This is a genomic window from Mycolicibacterium komossense, from assembly GCF_025822605.1.
Classification (GTDB): domain Bacteria; phylum Actinomycetota; class Actinomycetes; order Mycobacteriales; family Mycobacteriaceae; genus Mycobacterium; species Mycobacterium komossense.
The window spans coordinates 347,304-369,355 of record NZ_JACKTY010000028.1 but is presented as its reverse complement, the minus strand read 5'-3'; the positions used below and the strand labels follow the sequence as shown (position 1 = coordinate 369,355).

The window sequence follows — 22,052 nt, the reverse complement described above, 5'->3', positions numbered from 1 at the left end:
ACGATATCGACCGTCATGTGTGGATGGTGTGAGCGGGAAACGCTCAGTCCGGCGCGGACTGCGCCTCGCTGCGTGGTCGCATCGACGCCCACAGCGCCGCGGTCGCTGCGGTACAGGCCGCCGCACCCGCGACGTGCACCGCGACCAGAGCTGCGGGCACTCCGGTGAAAAACTGCACCGCGCCGACGACGCCCTGAGCGCAGACCAGGGCCACCAGCACGACGAGGCGCGTACGTATCGGCCGGGCGGCGCGCACAGCCACCAAGCCGAAACCGAGCCCGACCAGCAGCGCCAGATAGGCAACCAGCAGCGTCGAATGGGCGTGCACCAGCGTGGTGATCTCGACCTGTAGCCGCACCACCGGACGGTCTACGCTCTTGTCGCCGGCGTGCGGTCCGGCCCCCGTGACGAACGTCCCGGTCACCAGAACCGCGGCGAGCACTATGGCGCTGAGGAACGTCAACGCACGCAAGGCCTTCGGCACCTGCAGCCGCGCCACGCCGGATCCAGCTTCATCGGGCTCGCCGATCTTGACGTACAGCAGGACCGCGAGCCACACCATGGTCATCGAGGCCAGCAGGTGAATCGCCACTGTCCACCACAGCAGCCCGGTGAGCACGGTGATTCCGCCGAGCACCGCCTGCACCACCGTCGAGGCGGGCATCAGCCAGGCATACACCAACACCTCGCGCCGGCGCCGGGCCCGGGTGACGGCCAGGACGGCGGCGATCGCGGTCAGCACCACCGCGAAGGTGATCATGCGGTTGCCGAATTCGACGGCCTGGTGGATGCGGGGCACCTCGGCGTGCGCGACCGGGATGAAGCTGCCGGGAAAGCACTGCGGCCACGTCGGACAGCCAAGGCCTGACGCCGTCACCCGGACGATCGCACCGGTGACGGCAATACCGCCCTGGGTGAGGATGACCAGGGCCGCGACGACGCGCTGCGCCCGCAAGCTCGGCATGGGCAACACGTCGACCAGCCGCAGGAAAAACCGACTGACGGACATCGCCCGATCGTAGAGGACGGCAAACTACAGGCCGTAGTAGGGCCGTAGTAGGGCCGTAGTAGGGCGGTAGTACGGCCGTAGTAGGGACATGGTGGGAGCGACTCCACGGTCGGGTGCCGCTACTTCGTCGTACGTCCAGTTAGCGCGCGTTTTCGCACCTCAGGCGTGTCGCAACTGGACGCTCGACCCAGATCTCGTCGGCGCCGCACCTGGCCGGACCCACCACGGGATAGTGCTCAGGTGAAGCGGAACCATCGCAGCGCGCAGACGGCCGCGATGACGCCCCACACCGCGAGGACGGCCAGCCCGAACCAGTCGAGCGACATCGTCACGGCCTGCGACAGCGCCTCGGTCAGTGCGCCGGACGGGGTCAGCCGGGCGACCCATCTGATGGCGGTGGGAACAGCGCCCGTCTCCAGGGTCAGGGCGCCGAGGCCCGCGAAGACGAACCACAGGAGGTTGGCGACGGCCAACACGATCTCGGCCTTCAGCGTGCCGCCAAGCAGCAGGCCCAGCGCGGCGAAACCCGCTGTGCCCAGCGCGATGACGACAGCGCCCAGTAGCAGTCCGACCGGTTCGGGCCGCCAGCCGAGCGCAACTCCGATGACGCCCAACACGATTGCCTGCAGGAACACCACGGCGATGACGGCCAGCGATTTGCCGGCGATGATGCCCCAGACGGGCAGGGCGGTGGCGCCCAGTCGTTTCAGGGCTCCGTAGCGGCGGTCGAAGGCGACGGCGATGGCCTGACCGGTGAATGCGGTGGAGATTACGGCCAGCGCCATGATGGCCGGAACGAAGGTGGCAGCCCGGTGGTCGCCGAACGAACCCAGTGGCAGCAGCGTCAGCCCGATCAGCAGGGTGATCGGGATGAACATCGTCAGCAGGAGCTGCTCACCGTTGCGCAGCAGAAGTTTGAGTTCGAGCCCGAACTGGGCGGCCAGCATCTTCTGCACGGTGCTCGGCCGCGGATCGGGCGTGAAAGTGCCCGGTGGGAAAAGTGCTTCACTCATCGCAACCCCCGGCCCGTCAGATCAAGGAAGACATCCTCGAGGCTGCGCTGTTCGACCCGCATATCGGTGGCCAGCACGTCGAGGCGGGCGCACCACGCGGTCACCGTGGCCAGCACCTGCGGGTCGATGTGACCCTCGACCAGGTACTCGCCGGCGGCGACCTCGGAGGCCTGGTAATTCTCCGGCAGCGCCGAAATCAGTAGTGACAGGTCGAGCCGTCGCGGCGCGGTGAAGCGCAGCTGGTCTTCCGCGCCCGAGCGCATGAGTTCCGCGGGAGTGCCGGCCGCCACCGCGACACCGTGGTCGATGATCACCAACCGATCGGCCAGCTCCTCGGCCTCCTTGAGCTGATGGGTGGTCAGGACCACCGTGACGCCGTCGCGGCGCAGCCCGTCGATCAGCTCCCAGACCACCAGCCGGGCGTGGGCGTCCATCCCGGCGGTGGGCTCGTCGAGAAAGACCAGTTCCGGTCGCCCGACCAACGCGCAGGCGAGAGCCAGGCGCTGCTGCTGGCCGCCGGAGAGCCTGCGATAGGTGGTGCGGGCGGCCTCGGTCAGCCCCAGAGTGTCCAGCAACCAGCGCGGATCCAGAGGATCGGCAGCGTAGGCGGCGACCAGCTCGAGCATCTCCCCGGCTCTGGCCGCGGGGTAGCCGCCCCCACCCTGCAACATCACGCCGATCCTGGCGCGGAGCTTGGCGTTGTCGGCCGACGGGTCCATGCCGAGGATCTCGATCGAACCGGCGTCGGGTTTGACGAACCCCTCACACATCTCGACGGTCGTCGTCTTGCCGGCCCCGTTGGGGCCGAGCAGCGCCAGTACTTCGGCCCGGTGCACCTCGAGGGTCAGCTCTGAGACAGCCGTCGTCGAGCCGTAACGCTTGGTGACCCCGCGCAGGCGGCACGGAGGTCCCCCAAAGGAACTTGAACCCGGACTCACGGTGACTCAGCGTAGGCGCCGCCGGAGACAGCACGTGCCTGCCCCGGTGTGGGATGCGACTCAACTGGCGGGGATTCGCCATCGGGCCCCGGCTCGGGGTTGTCTCCGGACTCCGGCTCGGGCAATTTGCGCCACGGCAGGTGGTGGTGGGTGATCAGCATCAGCAGCGCCACGATCAGCGCGCTGGCCAGGGTGGCATCGACGATCTGGAAGAGCGCGAATCGGTCACCGTTGGCGGTGGGCCCGAAGATTCCGACGATCAAAGTGACGGTGATGGCCGCGATACGAAAACCGGGTCGAGTGGCCCAGGCAGCCAACGGGATGATGGCCCACAGCAGGTACCAGGGCTGTACCACCGGGAAGAGCAGCACGGTGGCACCAAGCGCCACTCCGAGGCCGCCCACCGGATGTAGGCGACCGCGCAGCACCGACAGCAGCAGCCAGGTGACCAGAACGGAGATGATCAGCACGCCGATGGCGCGGGTCAGCGACAGCACGGCGGTGGTGTGGTCGCCGAGGCCCAGCAGGATGCCGACCTGTCCGGTGCCGAGCGCGATCAGCGTGGGCGGTGACATCCAGCTGCGTACGACGTTCGCGGTGCCGAGGGTGAACAACCAGCCGAAGCCGAGGCCGCTGGCCCAGCCGATGACGGCCATCACCGCCACTGCCAGCGCGCCCAAACTGCAACTGGCCATCAGGAAGGCTTTGATCGTGCCGCCCCACCGATGGGCTAGGGCCATCGCGACGAAACCCAGTGCCAGCAGCGACGGCAGCTTGACCTGTGACGACAGGGTGATGAGGACGGCGCCGACGATCAGCATGCCCAGCGGCCGCCAGGTGATCCACTCCGTGCGGTTGTGCGGCCAGTGCACCGGCCGCGGCACCAACCGCCGGGTGGAATCGATCCCGCGTAACGCGAATTCGGTGCCGGCCAGCATCAGGCCGAGCATCAGCGCTTCGTTGTGGATGCCGGCGACCAGGTGCATGAACAGCAGCGGGTTGCAGGCACCGAGCCACAGTGCGCTGACCTCGGCCACCCCGCATCGTCGGGCGATCCGCGGCGTCGCCCAGACGATCAGTCCGACTCCGAGCAGCACCACCAGCCGGTGGGCGAGCACCGCCCAGACGATGTTCTCTCCGGTGAGCTCGGAGATTCCGCGCCCGATCCACAGGAAGAGTGGGCCGTAGGGCGCCGGTGTTTCCCGCCACAGGCTCGGCACCGACAGGGTAAAGACGTGATCGAGGCCGAGGCCCGGCGCCGGGCCCACCCGGTAGGGGTCGAGGCCCAGTCGCGCTATCTGGCTCTGCGCCAGATAGGAGTAGACGTCCTTGCTGTACATCGGCGGCGCGACCAGTAGCGGCAATGCCCACAGCATCAGCGTGCGGTCCAGTTGGCTGCGCGACATCAACCGGCGTTTGCCTGCGGTCTGACGAATGTTCGCCGAGGTACGAGGCGACGAGGAGTCGGACGATTGACCAACAGCGAAACGGCCCAGCATCAACCAGGCCAGCGTCATCATCACGGCGCCGGTGGTCGTCATCGTCAGCGACACCGTCTGGATGCGCGATGGCAGGTTCAGCAGCCGAACCCCGAAGGTCGGGTCTTGCACCACAGGTCGGGCACCGGCGCCCAAGGCCCCGATCGCCATCAACACCGTGCCGGTGGCACCGAAGAGCCGGGTCCGCCGCAGCGCGACGACCTCGGCGTCGTTCAGCGGTGACCCGACAGTGCGCTCGTCGCCGTGCCAGCGGGCGATGGACGAGCTCAGCGAGCGTTGGCGGGCTGCCACCAGAGCACTCTAACTGGCGCGTTATTCCCGTCCGGGCCTGTGAGCATCGCGACGACTTGATAAGGGTGCCCTTGCTGGACCCGTTCCGGGAATTGGGTCACACTGGTGTTGTGAAAATCCGTCTCGAGGCTGCGCGCGTGCACGATGGTGCCGCGCCCGCTCACGACGGTGACACCCGTAGGGCCATCATCCGCCTGCTCGTGGAGTCGGGTCCGGTTACTGCGGGCCGGATTAGCGAGCGGCTGGGCTTGTCCGCCGCCGGTGTACGCCGTCACCTCGACGCATTGATCGATGCCGGTGATGCCCAGGCCAATGCGGGTGCAGCCTGGCAGCAGGAGGGCCGGGGTCGTCCCGCCAAGCGCTACCAGCTGACGGCGGCCGGGCGGGCCAAGCTCGAGCACACTTACGACGATCTGGCGTCGGCGGCCATGCGGCAGCTGAGGGAGATCGGTGGCGACGACGCCGTCCGGACGTTCGCCCGCAGGCGTATCGACACGATTCTGGCCGGGGTGCAGCCGGCCGGGGGCGATGCCGAAGTCGAGATCGAAGGCGCCGCGGACCGGGTAGCCGACGCGTTCACCAAGGCCGGGTACGCCACCACCACGACCAGGGTCGGCGGGCCGATCAGGGGAGTGCAGATCTGTCAGCACCACTGCCCGGTATCGCACGTCGCCGAGGAGTTCCCCGAGCTGTGCGAGGCCGAGCAGGACGCGATGGCCGAGGTGCTGGGTACCCACGTGCAACGGCTCGCGACGATCGTCAACGGTGATTGCGCCTGTACCACCCACGTACCGCTGAGCCCCGGCGCGCACTGAACTACGCACGACGAGAGAAAACCTTCGGCGCTCAGCCCGCGTCGAAGCCACCACAAGAGCAATAAGGAGTGTGTCGCTATGACACTCACACCGGAAACGCCACTTACCCAGGAAGAGACGATTGCGTCGCTGGGCAAGTACGGCTACGGCTGGGCTGACTCGGATGTGGCCGGAGCGAGCGCTCAGCGGGGCATCAACGAGGCTGTGGTGGCCGATATCTCGGCGAAGAAGAGCGAGCCGCAGTGGATGCTCGACATCCGGCTCAAGGCGCTGCGCACCTTCGGCAAGAAGCCGATGCCGAACTGGGGTTCCGATCTCGACGGGATCGATTTCGACAACATCAAGTACTTCGTGCGCTCCAGCGAGAAGCAGGCTGCCACGTGGGACGACCTGCCCGCGGACATCAAGAACACCTACGACAGGCTCGGCATCCCCGAGGCGGAGAAGCAGCGGCTGGTCTCCGGTGTCGCCGCGCAGTACGAGTCCGAGGTGGTCTACCACTCGATCCGTGAGGATCTTGAGGCCCTCGGCGTCATCTTCCTCGATACCGACACCGCGCTGAAGGAACACCCCGACCTGTTCCGGGAGTACTTCGGCACGGTTATCCCCGCCGGGGACAACAAGTTCTCCGCGCTGAACACCGCCGTGTGGTCGGGTGGCTCGTTCATCTACGTCCCCAAGGGCGTGCACGTCGACATCCCGTTGCAGGCCTATTTCCGGATCAACACCGAGAACATGGGTCAGTTCGAGCGGACGCTGATCATCGTCGACGAGGACGCCTATGTGCACTACGTCGAGGGATGTACCGCGCCGATCTACAAGAGCGATTCGCTGCACTCGGCCGTCGTCGAGATCATCGTCAAGCCCGGTGGTCGCTGCCGTTACACCACCATCCAGAACTGGTCGAACAACGTCTACAACCTGGTCACCAAGCGGGCCCGCGCCGAAGCCGGCGCCACCATGGAGTGGATCGACGGCAACATCGGCTCGAAGGTCACCATGAAGTACCCGGCGGTGTGGATGACCGGTGAACACGCCAAGGGCGAAGTGCTCTCGGTGGCGTTCGCCGGCGAGGGCCAGCATCAGGACACCGGTGCCAAGATGTTGCACTTGGCGCCGAACACGTCGTCCAACATCGTCTCCAAGTCGGTCGCTCGCGGCGGCGGACGGGCGTCCTACCGCGGCCTCGTGCAGATCAACAAGGGTGCGCACGGTTCGCGCTCCAGTGTGAAATGTGATGCGCTGCTTGTCGATACGATCAGCCGCAGCGACACCTATCCGTACGTCGACATCCGCGAGGACGACGTCACGATGGGACACGAGGCCACTGTGTCGAAGGTCAGCGAAGATCAGCTGTTCTACCTGATGAGCCGCGGCATGACCGAGGACGAGGCGATGGCGATGGTGGTGCGCGGTTTCGTCGAGCCCATCGCCAAGGAACTGCCGATGGAATACGCACTGGAGCTCAATCGTCTCATCGAGCTCCAGATGGAAGGCGCGGTCGGCTAGATGGTTCAGAATCAACTCACTGAAGCTGTCGAAGGCACCGCCGGGATCATCAAGAACAAGGGCGAGCGATTCGCCTCGTTCGATGTCGATGCCTTCGAGGTGCCCGGCGGGCGCGACGAGCTGTGGCGGTTCACTCCGCTCAAGCGACTCCGTGGCCTGCACGACGGCACCGCACCCGCGACCGGCACCGCGGTCATCGAGGTCTCCGAGCGCGATGGTGTGACGGTCGAGACCGTCCGCCGCGGCGACGAACGTCTCGGCCAGGGCGGCGTGCCATCCGATCGCGTTGCGGCCCAGGCATTTTCGTCGTTCAACTCGGCGACGGTGGTGACTGTCAAGCGCGATACCGAGGTGGCGGAGCCCATCGAGATCACCGTCGCCGGCCCGGGTGAAGGTGCAGTGGCCTACGGGCACCTGCAGATTCGCGTCGAGGAACTGTCGCGGGCGATCGTGGTGGTCGACCTGCGCGGCAGCGGAACCTACGCCGACAACGTCGAGATCATCGTCGGTGACGCGGCCGCGCTGGGCGTCATCTGGATCGCCGACTGGGCCGACGACATGGTCCACGTCAGCGCCCACCACGCCCGTCTGGGCAAGGACTCGGTGCTCGGCCACGTCAATGTCACGCTCGGTGGCGACGTCGTGCGGACCGCCGCGACCGTGCGGTTCACCGCTCCCGGCGGCGAGGCGCAGCTGCTCGGTACATACTTCGCGGATGACGGCCAGTTCTTCGAATCCCGGCTGCTGGTCGATCACGCCGTACCGAACTGCAAGTCCGATGTGCTGTACAAGGGTGCGCTGCAAGGTGATCCGGACTCCAAGAAGCCCGACGCGCACACGGTGTGGATCGGCGACGTGCTGATCCGTGCCGAAGCCACCGGCACCGACACCTACGAAGCGAACCGCAACCTGGTACTGACCGACGGCGCCCGCGCCGACTCGGTGCCCAACCTGGAGATCGAGACCGGTGAGATCGCCGGCGCCGGGCACGCCAGTGCCACCGGCCGTTTCGACGACGAACAGCTTTTCTACCTGCGCGCCCGCGGAATTCCCGAGGATCAGGCGCGGCGACTGGTGGTGCGGGGCTTCTTCGGCGAGATCATCGCGAAGATCGCTGTCCCGCAGGTGCGCGAGCGCCTCACCGAAGCAATTGAACGAGAACTAGCGATCACGGAATCGAAAGCAGCCCAATCATGACCACTCTGGAAATCAAAGATCTGCACGTCAGCGTCAAGGACCCCAGCGGCGCGGCCGACATCGAGATCCTCAAGGGCGTCAACCTGACGGTGCGGTCCGGTGAGACGCATGCGGTGATGGGCCCCAACGGATCCGGCAAGTCCACGCTGTCCTACGCCATTGCCGGTCATCCGAAGTACACCGTCACCTCGGGATCGATCACCCTCGACGGCGACGACGTGCTGGCGATGAGCGTCGACGAGCGCGCCCGCGCCGGGCTGTTCCTCGCGATGCAGTACCCCATCGAGGTGCCCGGCGTCTCGATGTCGAATTTCCTGCGGACGGCCGCCACCGCGGTGCGCGGCGAAGCACCGAAGCTGCGGCACTGGGTCAAAGAGGTCAAGTCGGCGATGTCCGATCTGGACATCGACCCGGCGTTCTCCGAGCGCAGCGTCAACGAAGGATTCTCCGGCGGCGAGAAGAAGCGTCACGAGATCCTGCAGCTCGGCCTGCTCAAGCCGAAGATCGCGATCCTCGACGAGACCGACTCGGGCCTGGACGTCGACGCGCTGCGCATCGTCAGCGAGGGCGTCAACCGGTATGCGGAAACCGAGCACGGCGGCCTGCTGCTGATCACGCACTACACCCGCATCCTGCGCTACATCCGCCCCGCTTTCGTGCATGTGTTTTTCGACGGACGTATCGTTCAGTCCGGCGGGCCTGAGCTGGCCGATGAGCTCGAAGAGCACGGCTACGAGCGCTTTACGCAGGCCGCGTCCGCAGGGTCCTAGGGGTATCGCCATGACGATCTCGGTGAGCCAGGGGCCGGCACTGGATCTGGCTGCGACCAGGGCTGACTTTCCAATTCTGAGCCGGGTCATGCGTGGCGGCCATCAGTTGGCCTATCTGGATTCCGGTGCAACGTCGCAGAAGCCGCTCGCCGTGCTCGACGCCGAGCGGGATTTCCTGCTGACCTCCAACGGGGCGGTGCACCGCGGGGCCCACCAGTTGATGGAGGAGTCCACCGACGCCTACGAGCAGGGCCGGGCGGACATCGCGGCGTTCGTCGGCGCTGACCCTGACGAGCTGGTGTTCACCAAGAACGCCACCGAGTCGCTGAATCTGGTCTCGTATGCTTTGGGCGACAACAGGTTCGATCGCGCAGTCGGCCCCGGCGACGTCATCGTCACCACCGAGTTGGAGCACCACGCGAACCTGATCCCGTGGCAGGAACTCGCGCGCCGGACCGGCGCGACCCTCAAGTGGTATGGAGTCACCGACGACGGCCGGATCGACCTGGACTCGCTGCAGCTCGACTCGTCGGTGAAAGTTGTCGCCTTCACCCATCACTCGAACGTCACCGGCGCCATCGCGCCGGTCGGCGAGTTGGTGGCGCGGGCCAAAGCCGTCGGAGCGCTGACAGTGCTCGACGCCTGCCAGTCAGTGCCGCACGAGCCCGTCGACTTCCACGGACTCGATGTCGACTATGCCGCCTTTTCCGGGCACAAGATGCTGGGGCCCAACGGAATCGGTGTGCTTTACGGTCGGCGCGAACTGCTCAATGCGATGCCGCCGTTCCTGACCGGTGGCTCGATGATCGAAACCGTCACCATGGAGGCCGCCACCTACGCGCCGGCCCCGCAGCGGTTCGAGGCGGGTACTCCGATGACCTCACAGGTCGTCGGTCTGGCCGCCGCGGCGCGGTACCTGTCTGCGATCGGGATGGACGTGGTCGCGGTTCACGAGCGGGAGCTGGTGGCTGCGGCAGTGCAGGGCCTCACCGACATCCCCGGTGTGCGCATCATCGGCCCGACGCGGATGGCTCATCGCGGCTCGCCGGTGTCGTTCGTCGTCGACGGAGTCCACGCACACGATGTCGGGCAGGTGCTCGATGACGACGGGGTCGCCGTGCGCGTCGGTCACCACTGCGCGTGGCCGTTGCACCGCCGCTTCGGGATCGCCGCCACCGCCAGGGCTTCGTTCGCGGTGTACAACACTCTCGACGAGGTCGACCGGCTGGTCGCGGGTGTGCGCCGGGCGCTCGAATTCTTCGGGCGGGACTGATCCGCCGTGAGAATGGAACAGATGTACCAGGAAGTGATCCTGGACCACTACAAGCACCCGCATCATCGCGGTCTGCGTGAGCCTTTCGGCGCCGAGGTCCATCACGTCAATCCGACCTGCGGTGACGAAGTCACGCTGCGCGTCGCGCTATCCGACGACGGTGAGACGGTTACCGACATCTCCTATGACGGGCAGGGCTGCTCGATCAGTCAGGCCGCGACCTCGGTGCTCACCGACCAGGTGATCGGGAGCAGTGTCGACGCCGCCCTGGAGACGGTGGCGGCGTTCACGGAGATGATCTCCTCGCGCGGCAGCGTCGAGGGTGACGAGGACGTGATCGGCGACGGTATCGCCTTCGCCGGGGTGTCGAAGTATCCGGCGCGGGTCAAATGCGCGCTGCTGGGTTGGACAGCGTTCAAGGCCGCACTGGCCGAGGCAACTGAGGAGATGGACGATGAGCGAACAGCTGGATGAGGAGACGCTCGCCGATCTCGAAGAGGCGATGCGCGATGTCGTCGACCCCGAGCTGGGGATCAACGTGGTCGATCTCGGCCTGGTCTACGGCCTGGGCATCGAGCAGGGTGACACCGGCAAGGTGGCGTTGATCGATATGACGCTGACGTCGGCGGCGTGCCCGCTGACTGATGTGATCGAGGATCAGTCGCGCAACGCTTTGGTAGGTGCCGGCCTGGTCAACGACATCAAGATCAACTGGGTCTGGAATCCACCGTGGGGCCCGGACAAGATCACCGAGGATGGCCGCGAACAGCTGCGGGCCCTCGGGTTTACCGTCTGAGACAACAGCTTTCACATCATCGGGCGGGTGCAGGCGTTGACGGCTTTTCCCTTGGCGGTGCGCAAGGTGTTGTTGTTCAGCGGTATCGCGGCGACGGTGACGGTGATCGTATTGGGTGCGCTGGCGGTCATGGCACCCGTCACGGCGATATCGGCCAAATGCCCGGTGGGGGAGTCTGAAGACCTCTTCACCGAGGTGTGCGTCCCCGAGCTTTCGCCGTCGATCATCGAGCTGACGCCGTCGGTGTTCGGCGGTGCGCCAGAGGTCGACGGCGTACCGTGCACAGGACACAATTCCTACGAGTGCATCGGGTTGGCCGAGGAATCGTTGGGCTCTGGTGCCAGCACCGTCAGCGCGCCCAACCCGGCGGCGATGGTGTCGGGGCAGAGCGATGCCCCCGCCACGACCGCCCCGGAGACGCCGGCGGGGCCGCCGACCGGACAGAACCTGACTTTGAGTCCTGGCGTTTCGCCGGCGGCGAGTCCCTAGTAGACAGAGAACCGTGGCCATCGACGCGTACACCACCACCTGCAGGCAGCTTCGCGGTATCGCCGAGAGCCTGCTCGCCGGTCCGCAGTTCCGGGCGACGGGCACGATCCGGTTGGCGGTCCGACCCGCCGGTTTCGTCGGGACCGCCCTGCCGGTCGAAGTCCAGGGCACCGATTTCGCCTGGCCGGAGGGACGCGTCGCGCTGTCGGGTCCGCTGCCCGCGCTGGAGCAGGCGACGGGGCTGGCGTTCGGCCCACCCGAAGGCGTCTACACCGTGGTGGATCCATTGCCCGCCGACGCCGTGCTGGATCTCGACGCCGCGGCCGCCAACGACGTGTACCGCAGTCTGTATGCCGGCGGTCAGGCGTTGGTGACGTTCGCGCCCGACGAGCATCCGGTGCTCTGGCCGGAGCACTTCGATGTCTCCGTCGTGGTCGACGAGGTGAATTACGGTGTTTCGCCCGGGGATTCGTTCCACGAGCGGGCCTATGCCTATGTCAGCCCCTGGCAGTCGCGGTCCGGTGAGTTTTGGAATGCTCCGTTCGGCGCCGCGCGGGCGCTGGATCTCGCCGTATCGGAAACGGATCTGACGGACAGCATCGTCGACTTCTTCGAGCGCGGCCGCAACCACCTGTGAGGGGCACCTACTGGACTGGTGCGGCCGCGTCGTAGCTGGGAACATTCACAGTGACGCCAATGTTAGGAGAAACGTGGCTACTCAAGACCTGACCGCAGACAAGTTCAACGACACCATCAACGACAACGACATCGTGCTGGTGGATTTCTGGGCGTCGTGGTGCGGTCCGTGTCGCTCCTTCGCCCCGACCTTCGCCGCCTCGTCGGAGAAGCATCCGGACGTGGTACACGTGAAGGTGGACACCGAGGCGGAGCAGGAGCTCGCCTCCGCGGCGCAGATCCGCTCCATCCCGACGCTGATGGCGTTCAAGAAGGGCAAGCTGGTGTTCAACCAGGCCGGCGCTCTTCCGCCGGCGGCCTTGGAAGATCTGATCCAGCAGGTCAAAGATTTCGACGTCGACGCCGCCATTGCGGCCGAATCGGCCAGCCAACCCGAGTAAGCGGCGTCTGCGGGCGGGACGCACGCGATAGCGTGCAGTCCCGTGACCTCTGAATCCGGTTCCGAGTTTGTCGTTGTCGAGCGCCCTCGCCCGCATGTGGCGTTGGTCACCCTGAACCGCCCCGAGCGGATGAACTCGATGGCGTTCGATGTCATGGTCCCGTTGAAGCGGGTGCTCGACGAGATCACCTACGACAACGACGTGCGCGCAGTGGTACTCACCGGCGCCGGGCGCGGGTTCTCCTCGGGTGCCGACCACAAGTCGGCAGGTAGCGTCCCGCATGTCGACGGCCTGACCAGGCCCAGTTTCGCGTTGCGCTCGATGGAGGTGCTCGACGACGTCATCCTGGCGCTGCGCAAACTGCACCAACCGGTGATCGCCGCGGTCAACGGGGCCGCGATCGGGGGCGGGCTGTGTCTGGCGCTGGCCTGCGATATCAGGGTCGCCGGTGCGGCGGCCTATTTCCGGGCCGCGGGGATCAACAACGGGTTGACGGCCAGCGAGCTGGGCCTGAGCTTCCTGTTGCCGCGGGCCATCGGCACGTCGCGGGCTTTCGAAGTGATGTTGACCGGCCGCGATGTGGACGCTGTCGAGGCCGAGCGCATCGGCCTGGTGTCGCGTCAGGTCCCGGACGACGAGCTGCTGGCGACCTGTTACGACATGGCCGAGCGGATCGCCGGTTTCTCCCGCCCGGGTATCGAGTTGACCAAACGCACGCTGTGGAGTGGACTGGACGCCGTTACTCTGGAGGGGCACATGCAGGCGGAAGGCCTGGGCCAACTCTATGTACGCCTGCTCACCCGGAACTTTGAAGAAGCGGTGGCGGCGCGCGCGGAGCAGCGAGCCCCGGCTTTCTCTGATGAGAAGTAAAGCCGACGACAAATAGCAGCACCGTGTTTGCGGTGCCGCCCGCAAGAAAGCACTAGGAGCGTCACCGTGATCACCGCAACGGACCTCGAGGTCCGCGCTGGAGCGCGAACCCTGTTGTCCGCTGAAGGACCCGCGCTGCGGATTCAGCCGGGCGACCGGATCGGGCTCGTCGGGCGCAACGGCGCAGGCAAGACCACCACCATGCGAATCCTCGCCGGCGAAGGTGAGCCCTATGCCGGTGCGATCGACCGTACCGGCGAGATCGGCTACCTGCCACAGGATCCGCGCGAAGGTGACCTCGACATGCTGGCGCGTGACCGGGTGCTCTCGGCGCGGGGCCTGGACACGCTGCTATCCGAACTGGAAAAGCAACAGGCCTTGATGGCCGAAGTCGCCGACGACGCCACCCGCGACAAGGCGGTACGGCGGTACGGCGTCCTGGAGGAGCGCTTCTCTGCACTCGGTGGCTACGCCGCCGAAAGCGAGGCAGGCCGGATCTGCGCCAGTCTCGGTCTGCCCGAACGGATCCTGACGCAGCCGTTGCGGACGCTGTCCGGAGGGCAGCGCCGGCGCGTCGAACTGGCCCGCATCCTGTTCGCGGCCAGCGACACGGGTTCCGGCTCTGACACGACTCTGCTGTTGGACGAGCCGACCAACCACCTCGACGCCGACTCGATCGGCTGGCTGCGCTCCTTCCTGCAGAACCACACCGGGGGACTGGTGGTGATCAGCCACGACGTGGAGCTGCTCGCCGACGTCGTCAACCGGGTGTGGTTCCTCGACGCGGTGCGCGGTGAGGCCGACGTCTACAACATGGGCTGGCAGAAGTATCTCGATGCCCGCGCCACCGACGAACAGCGTCGGCGCCGAGAGCGGGCCAACGCCGAGAAGAAAGCCTCCGCGCTGCGCACCCAGGCCGCCAAGATGGGTGCCAAGGCCACGAAAGCTGTTGCAGCGCAGAATATGCTGCGACGGGCCGAACGCATGATCGCCGAGCTCGACGATGAGCGGGTCGCTGACAAGGTCGCCAAGATCCGGTTCCCCACCCCGGCGGTGTGTGGGCGGACGCCGCTGGTGGCCAAGGGACTGACCAAGAACTACGGCTCGCTGGAGATCTTCACCGGTGTCGACCTGGCCATCGACAAGGGATCGCGGGTCGTCGTCCTCGGCCTCAACGGTGCGGGTAAGACCACGCTGTTGCGCATTCTGGCGGGAGTGGAGAAGGCAGACGCCGGCGCCATCGAACCTGGGCACGGTCTTAAGCTGGGCTACTTCGCCCAGGAACACGACACCATCGACGGCGGTGCCTCGGTGTGGGAGAACATCCGGCACGCGGCACCCGACACCGGCGAACAGGAACTGCGCAGTCTGCTCGGCGCATTCATGTTCACCGGCCCGCAGCTCGACCAGCCCGCGGGCACGCTGTCCGGCGGCGAGAAGACCAGGCTGGCGCTCGCCGGTCTGGTGGCCTCGACCGCCAACGTGCTGCTGTTGGACGAGCCGACCAACAACCTCGACCCCGCCTCGCGTGAGCAGGTGCTCGACGCTCTGCGCAGCTACCAAGGCGCGGTCGTGCTGGTGACCCACGATCCGGGGGCCGCCGAGGCTCTGGAGCCGCAACGGGTGGTGCTGCTGCCCGATGGCACCGAGGACTACTGGTCGGACGAATACCGGGAACTGATCGAACTCGCCTGACAACTCCCACAGGCGATCTCGTGATTCCGGTCACGCCACGGGGTGCTGTTTCCTACGCTTAGCGGATTCGGGGGCCGGTTACCGCGGGGAGGCGTAGTTGAGGAAACCCAATGCAGCGCGAGATCAACTGCTGCACGATCTCCGCAACGCCTACGAGGGGGGCGCCAGCATCCGCACGTTGGTGGCGTCGACGGGACGTTCGTACGGATCGATCCACTCCATGCTGATCGAATCGGGCACACCGCTGCGCGGGCGTGGCGGCCCCAACCACCGCCGCCGCGTGCCTTAGCGCTGCATCAGCGTCAGCGCTGTCGCACCGAGGCCTCGACCAGATCCAGCACCCCGCTGAGCCGCTTCACGTCTTCACCCGAGGCCAGCCTGGCGACCAGTCCGTCGAGCACGAGGTCCAGGTAGCACTGCAGCACATCGCCGGGCACGTCATCACGTAGTCGGCCCGCCTGTTTCTGCCGGCGCAATCGATCCGTCGTCGCCGCCGACAGTTCGGCCGAGCGCTCCGCCCAGCCCTGGTGAAAGACCGGGTCGTTGCGCAACTTGCGCGCGATCTCCAGCCGGGTGGCCAGCCAGTCGAACTGATCGGGTGCGGCCAGCATGTCCCGCATCACCTGAATCAGGCCTTCCCGGGAGGCGACATCGGCCATGCGCTCGGCATCTTCGCGCGCCAGCTCGAAAAACAGCGAATCCTTGTCGCGGAAGTGATGGAAGATCGCTCCCCGCGACAGACCGATGGTCTGCTCGAGCCGGCGCACGGTGGCCTTGTCGTAGCCATATTCGGCGAAGCACCGCCGCGCGCCATCGAGGATCTGGCGGCGGCGCGCCGCCAGATGATCCTCGCTGACCCTGGGCATCCGCTAGCCGGACTTGAGCATGTTGCGCAGCACGTACTGCAGGATTCCGCCGTTGCGGTAGTAATCCGCCTCGCCGGGAGTGTCGATGCGCACCACCGCATCGAATTCGACCTTGCTGCCGTCATCCTTGGTGGCGGTGACGTGCATGGTCTTCGGCGTCGTGCCCTCGTTGAGCGCGTCGATGCCGGAGATGTCGAACACCTCCGTGCCGTCGAGCTTCAGCGATGCCGCCGACTCGCCGGCCGGGAACTGCAGCGGGACCACGCCCATCCCGATCAAGTTGGAGCGGTGGATACGTTCGAACGACTCGGTGATGACCGCGCGCACGCCGAGCAGGCTGGTGCCCTTGGCCGCCCAGTCGCGCGAGGAGCCGGAGCCATACTCCTTACCGCCCAGCACCACCAGCGGAATACCTTGTGCCGCATAGTTCTGCGCGGCGTCGTAGATGAAGGCCTGCGGGCCGCCATCCTGGGTGAAGTCGCGGGTGTAGCCGCCGGAGACGTCGTCGAGCAACTGGTTCTTGAGGCGGATGTTCGCGAACGTGCCGCGGATCATCACCTCGTGGTTGCCACGGCGTGAGCCGTAGGAGTTGTAGTCCAACTTGGCGACGCCGTTGGCCTCGAGATACTCCGCCGCCGGGGTGCCCTGCTTGATGTTGCCGGCTGGTGAGATGTGGTCGGTGGTCACCGAATCGCCAAGCAGTGCAAGAACTCTGGCGCCGGTGATATTGGTGACCGGAGCGGGCTCGGCGGGCATGCCGTCGAAGTACGGGGGCTTGCGCACGTAGGTCGACTTCGGGTCCCAGTCGAAGGTCTTGCCCTCCGGGGTCGGCAGGTTCTGCCAGCGCTCGTCGCCCTTGAAGACATCCGCGTAGCTGTCGGTGAACATCTTCCGGTTGATCGACGACGCGATCACATCGGAGATCTCCTTCGACGACGGCCAGATGTCCTTGAGGAAGACGTCGTTACCGTCGTTGTCCTGGCCGAGCGGCTCGGTTTCGAAGTCGAAGTCCATGGTGCCGGCCAGTGCATAGGCGATCACCAGTGGCGGTGACGCCAGGTAGTTCATCTTGACGTCGGGGGAGATACGACCCTCGAAGTTACGGTTGCCCGACAGCACGGCGGTGACCGTGAGGTCTTGCTCGTTGATGGCCTTGGAGATGGCGTCCGGCAGCGGGCCGGTGTTGCCGATGCAGGTGGTGCAGCCGTAGCCGACCAGGAAGAAGCCCAGCTTCTCCAGATACGGCCAGACGCCGGCCTTCTCGTAGTAGTCGTTGACCACCTGAGAGCCTGGGGCCATCGACGTCTTGACCCACGGCTTGGACGTCAGCCCCTTCTCGACGGCGTTGCGGGCCAGCAGGGCGGCACCGAGCATCACCGACGGGTTGGAGGTGTTGGTGCAGGAGGTGATCGCCGCGACGACGACGGCACCATGGTCCAGGACGAACTCGCCCTGCTCGTCGGAGCGCACCTTCACAGGCTTGGACGGCCTGCCCTCGGCGCCGTTGGCGGCGGATTGAACGTCGACAGAATCGGCGTCGGCGAAGGACAGCGACACCGAGTCGCTGGCGGGGAATGACTCGTCGACGGCCTCGTCGAGCTTGGTCTCGGGCGTCGGGTGGTTTTCCTCGACGTAGTTGTGAATGTCCTTGCGGAACGCGACTTTGGACTCCGAGAGCAGGATCCGGTCCTGCGGGCGCTTCGGTCCGGCAATGGATGGCACGACGTCGCCGAGGTCGAGTTCCAGGTATTCGGAGAAGACGGGCTCCTTGTCGGCGTCGTGCCACATGCCCTGGGCCTTGGCGTAGGCCTCGACCAGCGCGAGCTGCTCCTCGCTGCGGCCGGTCAGGCGCAGGTAGTCGACGGTCACGTCATCGATCGGGAAGATCGCTGCGGTGGAACCGAATTCGGGGCTCATGTTGCCCAGGGTGGCCCGGTTGGCCAGCGGCACTTCCGCTACGCCCTTGCCGTAGAACTCGACGAACTTGCCGACCACGCCATGCTTGCGCAGCATTTCGGTGACAGTGAGGACCACGTCGGTCGCAGTCACGCCGGGCTTGATCTCGCCGGACAGCTTGAAACCGACGACGCGGGGGATGAGCATCGAGACGGGCTGGCCGAGCATGGCGGCCTCGGCTTCGATGCCGCCGACGCCCCAGCCGAGCACACCGAGACCGTTGACCATGGTGGTATGGCTGTCGGTGCCCACACAGGTGTCCGGGTAGGCGACGCCGTCGCGGGTCATGGTGACGTGCGCGAGGTATTCGATATTGACCTGGTGCACGATGCCGGTGCCGGGCGGGACCACCTTGAAGTCGTCGAAGGCGCCCTGGCCCCAGCGCAGGAATTGGTAGCGCTCGCCGTTGCGGCCGTATTCGATCTCGACGTTCTTCTCGAAGGCGCCCGCGTTACCGAAGACATCGACGATGACGGAGTGGTCGATGACGAGTTCGGCAGGGGCCAGCGGGTTGACCTTCTCGGCGTCACCACCCAGGTCGCCGACGGCTTCGCGCATGGTGGCGAGGTCGACGATGCACGGCACCCCGGTGAAGTCCTGCATCACCACGCGGGCGGGGGTGAACTGGATCTCGATGCTCGGATCGGCCTTGGGATCCCAATTGGCGATCGCCTGGATGTGATCCTTGGTGATGTTGGCGCCGTCCTCGGTGCGCAAGAGGTTCTCGGCGAGGACTTTCAGGCTGTAGGGAAGCTTCTCGGCCCCGGGCACCGCGTCGAGGCGGTAGATCTCGTAGCTGTTGTCTCCGACCTTGAGCGTGTCGTGCGCTCCAAAGGAATTCTTGCTGGTCACATCAACTCCCGGCATTTGGTTTTCTTCGCAGACGGGCTGTGTCCACGATCGGCCCCAAGCCTAACAGTACGCTTGTCCTGCAAAACTTCGGGGGCGATTCGGGGTCTGCACCAGTCCAGTCTTCCGTCGTAGGGCGAGTGCTGCCACCCGACGCCCGGACCGTCGCGTACCGTGCTGGCAGCGTGTGCTGAAAAGACGAACACAGTCAGCGAAGAGAGAAGTGGGGTCGCATGCCCGGGCCGCAGATCATTCCGTTCCTGCCCGCCTACATCCCGCAGGATGTCGACATCAACGCCGTCCAGGCGGAGGTGAAATCCGACGGTGTCAGCGCCCCCGCCGCTGTCGAGCCCGGACTTCTCCAGGTCGTCGCCGATGCGCACCGTGAGGGCATCGACCTCAAGATCGTCGTGGTCGATCACAGTCCGCCGATCGACACTCCGCTGCGCGATATCGCGACCGTGGTCGGAGCGGCCAATCCCGATGCCACCGTCCTGGTGCTGAGCCCGACTGCCGCCGGTTCGTACAGTCCGACGTACGACCGGGCGACGCTCGAGGCCGGTGAGGATCTGGCCAAGACCGGGAACCCTGTGCAGTCGGCGGAGAACTTCGTTAGTCAGTTACATACGGGCGTGTTTCCCTATACCGCATTCACCATCGTGCTGACGCTCGCGGTATTCCTCGCGATCGGCGTGACGCGTTTTCTCCAGGTCAAGGGCAAGCAATCCCACCAGTCCGTCGAAATCGCTCCTACCAGCGATAACTGACACTCTCGCCGACCATTCGGCAAATTCAAAAGGTCACTATTAGGTCACGTTCATTTTAATTACATATCTGTAATTTGTGACTGATGTTTCTTTAGCGTCAGTTGTGACGTACGGTGCAAACGGTGCCTAATGTTGCAGTTGTGCCTCCAGTGACCGCTGGGCGCTGGCACCGCCCGGTTGAGTTGAGCCATAGGAGACGAGAGTCGAATGAGACGCGTGCACGGGGCATCTCCCTTGCTGACCCTCGCGCTGCTGTTGAGCACGCCCGGATTGGCTGTGGCAGAACCGGATTCGGGTCCGCCTGCACTGGCCGCGTTGATCGCCGACGTAGCCAATGCCAACCAGAAGCTGCAAGACATCGGTGCGGCCGTGCAGTCGCAGCAGGAAAGCGTCAACAAGGCTCTGGTCGACGTCCAGACCGCACGCGATAACGCGGCGACCGCGCAGCAGGATCTCGACGCCAGCGAGCAGGCCGTCAAGGACACCAACGCGGCTATCGCCGACGCCCAACGGCGCTTCGACACCTTCGCGGCGGCCACGTACGTCAACGGGCCTTCCGGCGCCTTGCTCGGCGCGACGAACCCCGAAGACATGATCGCGACGGCCACCGCCGGGCAGACCCTGGCCGCCAGCTCCGGTCAGGTGATGGCCGACCTCCAGCGCGCCAGGACCGAGCAGGTGAACAAGGAGTCGATGGCGCGACTGGCCAAGCAGAAGGCCGACCAGGCTGCCAATGACGCGCAGTCGAGCCAGGACAGTGCCGTCGCGACGCTGGCGGCCTCGCAGCAGACATTCGCCGACCAGAAGGCGCAGATCGACAAGCTCGCCGCCGAACGCGCGTCCGCACAGGCGAAACTCGATGCCGCGCGGCAGTTCTCGGCTCCGACCGGGATATCGCCGGCCGCGCGGCCGGCGGCGCCCGCAGCGACACCCGGCGCCGCGCAGGCAGGAGACTGGGATCACAACGCCGCTCCGGCTGCTTCGGTGCCCTACGGCGATGTGAGCCAGTGGGACACCACGCTGCCGATGGTGCCCAGCGCCTTCGTCTCCGGTGATCCGATCGCGATCGTCAATGCGATCCTGCAGATCGGGTCGACCTCTGCCCAGGCCACCGCCGATATGGGCAAGAAGTTCCTGCAGAAGCTGGGCATCCTCGCGCCCGACTCCACCGGCATCAACAATGGCGCGATTCCGCGGGTCTACGGTCAGCAGGCTTCGGAATATGTGATCAAGCGCGCGATGTCCCAGATGGGTGTGCCCTACTCCTGGGGCGGTGGGACCGCGGCCGGGCCCAGCAACGGAATCGACTCCGGTTCGGGCACAGTGGGTTTCGACTGCTCAGGGCTGATCCTCTACGCCTTCGCGGGGGTCGGCATCAAACTGCCGCACTACTCGGGTTCGCAGTACAACATGGGACGCCAGATTCCGTCGTCGCAGATGCGCCGCGGCGATGTCATCTTCTACGGACCCGGCGGCAGCCAGCACGTCACCTTGTATCTCGGGCAGGGTCAGATGCTCGAGGCTCCCTACACCGGCTCGAACGTGAAGATCTCGCCGGTCCGTACCAGTGGCATGACCCCGTACGTCGTCCGCTACATCGAATACTGATGGGTTGAGTATCTATGCGCCGTGAGCTTTTTCGTTACCTACGTCCGATCGGGACATTGTTGGTGGCGATCGGGCTATTGGTAGGTCTTGCGATACCGGCGTCGGCCGACCCCGACGCCGGTGGGTGGGATCCGACGCTTCCCAAGCTGCTCAGTGCAGGGGCGCCGGGGGATCCACTGGCCATCGCCAACGCGTCGCTGGCCGCCACCGCGCAGGCCACTCAGGCGACGATGAACCTGGGCCGAAGCTTCTTGTCCAGCCTCGGGATCGGTGGCGCCCCCGAATCGGTGGCGCCAGGCCGGGTCCGCGGCCCGGCGGCGATCGAGTACGTGATCCGCCGGGGAGCGTCCCAGATGGGAGTGCCGTATTCATGGGGAGGCGGCACTCCCACTGGGCCGGGGCCCGGGGTCGAGCAGGACGCCGGCAAGATCGGCTACGACTGCTCCGGTTTCACCCGTTTCGCTTTCGCCGGTGTCGGGGTGCTGATCCCCAAATACTCCGGCGACCAATACAACACCGGCAGGCACATTCCGCCGTCTCAGGCCAAGCGCGGCGACCTGATCTTCTACGGTCCCGGCGGCAGCCAGCACGTCACCATCTATCTCGGTAACGGGCAGATGCTGGAGGCGTCCTCGGCGAAGGGACAGGTCGCCGTCAGCCCGGTCCGTACCGCTGGTATGTCGCCGTACCTGGCGCGCATCATCGAGTCCTGACTACACCGTTTCATGGATGGACCGGCTCCCGCGCGCCTGAGAGCGGGCTGAGC

22 protein-coding genes are annotated in these 22,052 nt (G+C 66.0%); 16 read left to right on the top strand and 6 right to left on the bottom strand.

Features of this window, described 5'->3' with window-relative positions:
• Nucleotides 1-43: 43 nt before the first annotated feature.
• The 4 genes from H7J73_RS12670 to mptB all read right to left on the bottom strand — a co-directional run bounded on the left by H7J73_RS12670 (nucleotide 44) and on the right by mptB (nucleotide 4,750).
• A complete protein-coding gene (locus H7J73_RS12670) occupies nucleotides 44-1,009 on the bottom strand; it encodes a COX15/CtaA family protein (RefSeq protein ID WP_264067731.1) in 966 nt (321 codons plus the stop codon).
• A gap of 236 nt (nucleotides 1,010-1,245) precedes the next feature.
• Complete coding sequence (locus tag H7J73_RS12665; protein ID WP_264067730.1) at nucleotides 1,246-2,022, bottom strand: ABC transporter permease; 777 nt, start codon at nucleotides 2,020-2,022, stop codon at nucleotides 1,246-1,248.
• Nucleotides 2,019-2,960, bottom strand: a complete 942-nt coding sequence (locus H7J73_RS12660) for an ABC transporter ATP-binding protein (protein ID WP_264067729.1) — start codon at nucleotides 2,958-2,960, stop codon at nucleotides 2,019-2,021. Before H7J73_RS12660 ends, H7J73_RS12665 begins: the two co-directional genes overlap by 4 nt.
• Complete coding sequence (gene mptB, locus H7J73_RS12655; protein ID WP_264067728.1) at nucleotides 2,957-4,750, bottom strand: polyprenol phosphomannose-dependent alpha 1,6 mannosyltransferase MptB; 1,794 nt, start codon at nucleotides 4,748-4,750, stop codon at nucleotides 2,957-2,959. The genes H7J73_RS12660 and mptB overlap by 4 nt, the downstream gene beginning before the upstream one ends.
• Nucleotides 4,751-4,806: 56 nt before the next feature.
• On the opposite strand from mptB, the gene H7J73_RS12650 reads away from it, so the two are divergent.
• The 13 genes from H7J73_RS12650 (at nucleotide 4,807) to H7J73_RS12590 (ending at nucleotide 15,529) form a co-directional block, all read left to right on the top strand.
• Entirely contained in the window at nucleotides 4,807-5,565 is a 759-nt protein-coding gene (locus H7J73_RS12650) for a helix-turn-helix transcriptional regulator (protein WP_435405476.1), read from the top strand.
• Between the two features lie 78 nt (nucleotides 5,566-5,643).
• Nucleotides 5,644-7,074, top strand: coding sequence for a Fe-S cluster assembly protein SufB (gene sufB / locus H7J73_RS12645; protein WP_264067726.1), 1,431 nt, complete (start codon nucleotides 5,644-5,646; stop codon nucleotides 7,072-7,074).
• Nucleotides 7,075-8,271: a Fe-S cluster assembly protein SufD gene (sufD, locus tag H7J73_RS12640; protein WP_264067725.1), complete on the top strand. Its 1,197-nt coding sequence runs from the start codon at nucleotides 7,075-7,077 to the stop codon at nucleotides 8,269-8,271.
• Nucleotides 8,268-9,041 (top strand): Fe-S cluster assembly ATPase SufC, encoded by a 774-nt coding sequence (sufC, locus tag H7J73_RS12635; RefSeq protein ID WP_264067724.1) that lies wholly within the window; start codon nucleotides 8,268-8,270, stop codon nucleotides 9,039-9,041. Before sufD ends, sufC begins: the two co-directional genes overlap by 4 nt.
• Nucleotides 9,042-9,051: 10 nt before the next feature.
• Nucleotides 9,052-10,314: a cysteine desulfurase gene (locus H7J73_RS12630; protein WP_264067723.1), complete on the top strand. Its 1,263-nt coding sequence runs from the start codon at nucleotides 9,052-9,054 to the stop codon at nucleotides 10,312-10,314.
• 6 nt (nucleotides 10,315-10,320) lie between these two features.
• Nucleotides 10,321-10,788 (top strand): Fe-S cluster assembly sulfur transfer protein SufU, encoded by a 468-nt coding sequence (sufU, locus tag H7J73_RS12625; protein ID WP_264067722.1) that lies wholly within the window; start codon nucleotides 10,321-10,323, stop codon nucleotides 10,786-10,788.
• Nucleotides 10,769-11,110, top strand: a complete 342-nt coding sequence (locus tag H7J73_RS12620) for a metal-sulfur cluster assembly factor (RefSeq protein WP_264067721.1) — start codon at nucleotides 10,769-10,771, stop codon at nucleotides 11,108-11,110. The genes sufU and H7J73_RS12620 overlap by 20 nt, the downstream gene beginning before the upstream one ends.
• A gap of 27 nt (nucleotides 11,111-11,137) precedes the next feature.
• Nucleotides 11,138-11,599, top strand: a complete 462-nt coding sequence (locus tag H7J73_RS12615; protein WP_264067719.1) for an intersectin-EH binding protein Ibp1 — start codon at nucleotides 11,138-11,140, stop codon at nucleotides 11,597-11,599.
• Between the two features lie 13 nt (nucleotides 11,600-11,612).
• Nucleotides 11,613-12,236 (top strand): hypothetical protein, encoded by a 624-nt coding sequence (locus H7J73_RS12610; protein WP_264067718.1) that lies wholly within the window; start codon nucleotides 11,613-11,615, stop codon nucleotides 12,234-12,236.
• Nucleotides 12,237-12,309: 73 nt separating this feature from the next.
• Nucleotides 12,310-12,675: a thioredoxin gene (gene trxA, locus H7J73_RS12605; protein ID WP_264067717.1), complete on the top strand. Its 366-nt coding sequence runs from the start codon at nucleotides 12,310-12,312 to the stop codon at nucleotides 12,673-12,675.
• Between the two features lie 42 nt (nucleotides 12,676-12,717).
• Nucleotides 12,718-13,545 carry an enoyl-CoA hydratase gene (locus H7J73_RS12600; RefSeq protein WP_264067716.1) on the top strand — a complete coding sequence of 276 codons (828 nt, stop codon included), beginning with the start codon at nucleotides 12,718-12,720 and terminating at the stop codon, nucleotides 13,543-13,545.
• Nucleotides 13,546-13,611: 66 nt separating this feature from the next.
• Nucleotides 13,612-15,240, top strand: coding sequence for an ABC-F family ATP-binding cassette domain-containing protein (locus H7J73_RS12595; protein ID WP_264067714.1), 1,629 nt, complete (start codon nucleotides 13,612-13,614; stop codon nucleotides 15,238-15,240).
• Between the two features lie 97 nt (nucleotides 15,241-15,337).
• The gene (locus tag H7J73_RS12590) at nucleotides 15,338-15,529 is read left to right on the top strand and encodes a helix-turn-helix domain-containing protein (protein ID WP_264067713.1); all 192 of its coding nucleotides are present in this window, start codon (nucleotides 15,338-15,340) and stop codon (nucleotides 15,527-15,529) included.
• 13 nt (nucleotides 15,530-15,542) lie between these two features.
• Here H7J73_RS12590 and H7J73_RS12585 read toward each other — a convergent pair whose 3' ends face one another.
• Both H7J73_RS12585 and acnA read right to left on the bottom strand, forming a co-directional pair.
• Nucleotides 15,543-16,106, bottom strand: a complete 564-nt coding sequence (locus tag H7J73_RS12585) for a TetR/AcrR family transcriptional regulator (protein WP_264067711.1) — start codon at nucleotides 16,104-16,106, stop codon at nucleotides 15,543-15,545.
• A gap of 3 nt (nucleotides 16,107-16,109) precedes the next feature.
• Entirely contained in the window at nucleotides 16,110-18,929 is a 2,820-nt protein-coding gene (acnA, locus tag H7J73_RS12580; protein WP_264067709.1) for an aconitate hydratase AcnA, read from the bottom strand.
• Nucleotides 18,930-19,144: 215 nt separating this feature from the next.
• On the opposite strand from acnA, the gene H7J73_RS12575 reads away from it, so the two are divergent.
• From H7J73_RS12575 to ripB, 3 genes are all read left to right on the top strand, one after another.
• A complete protein-coding gene (locus H7J73_RS12575; RefSeq protein ID WP_264067708.1) occupies nucleotides 19,145-19,678 on the top strand; it encodes an Rv1476 family membrane protein in 534 nt (177 codons plus the stop codon).
• Between the two features lie 207 nt (nucleotides 19,679-19,885).
• On the top strand, nucleotides 19,886-21,286 hold the full coding sequence (gene ripA, locus H7J73_RS12570) for an NlpC/P60 family peptidoglycan endopeptidase RipA (RefSeq protein ID WP_264067707.1): 1,401 nt from the start codon (nucleotides 19,886-19,888) through the stop codon (nucleotides 21,284-21,286).
• A 14-nt stretch (nucleotides 21,287-21,300) separates the two neighbouring features.
• On the top strand, nucleotides 21,301-21,999 hold the full coding sequence (ripB, locus tag H7J73_RS12565) for an NlpC/P60 family peptidoglycan endopeptidase RipB (RefSeq protein ID WP_264067706.1): 699 nt from the start codon (nucleotides 21,301-21,303) through the stop codon (nucleotides 21,997-21,999).
• Nucleotides 22,000-22,052 lie beyond the last annotated feature (53 nt).

Bases quoted from the DNA above. Each gene is read 5' to 3' on its own strand.
- H7J73_RS12670 (WP_264067731.1), bottom strand. From the start codon at position 1,009: ATGTCCGTCAGTCGGTTTTTCCTGCGGCTGGTCGACGTGTTGCCCATG.
- H7J73_RS12665 (WP_264067730.1), bottom strand. From the start codon at position 2,022: ATGAGTGAAGCACTTTTCCCACCGGGCACTTTCACGCCCGATCCGCGG.
- sufB (WP_264067726.1), top strand. From the start codon at position 5,644: ATGACACTCACACCGGAAACGCCACTTACCCAGGAAGAGACGATTGCG.
- sufD (WP_264067725.1), top strand. From the start codon at position 7,075: ATGGTTCAGAATCAACTCACTGAAGCTGTCGAAGGCACCGCCGGGATC.
- sufC (WP_264067724.1), top strand. From the start codon at position 8,268: ATGACCACTCTGGAAATCAAAGATCTGCACGTCAGCGTCAAGGACCCC.
- H7J73_RS12630 (WP_264067723.1), top strand. From the start codon at position 9,052: ATGACGATCTCGGTGAGCCAGGGGCCGGCACTGGATCTGGCTGCGACC.
- H7J73_RS12620 (WP_264067721.1), top strand. From the start codon at position 10,769: ATGAGCGAACAGCTGGATGAGGAGACGCTCGCCGATCTCGAAGAGGCG.
- H7J73_RS12585 (WP_264067711.1), bottom strand. From the start codon at position 16,106: ATGCCCAGGGTCAGCGAGGATCATCTGGCGGCGCGCCGCCGCCAGATC.
- acnA (WP_264067709.1), bottom strand. From the start codon at position 18,929: ATGCCGGGAGTTGATGTGACCAGCAAGAATTCCTTTGGAGCGCACGAC.
- H7J73_RS12575 (WP_264067708.1), top strand. From the start codon at position 19,145: ATGCCCGGGCCGCAGATCATTCCGTTCCTGCCCGCCTACATCCCGCAG.
- ripA (WP_264067707.1), top strand. From the start codon at position 19,886: ATGAGACGCGTGCACGGGGCATCTCCCTTGCTGACCCTCGCGCTGCTG.
- ripB (WP_264067706.1), top strand. From the start codon at position 21,301: ATGCGCCGTGAGCTTTTTCGTTACCTACGTCCGATCGGGACATTGTTG.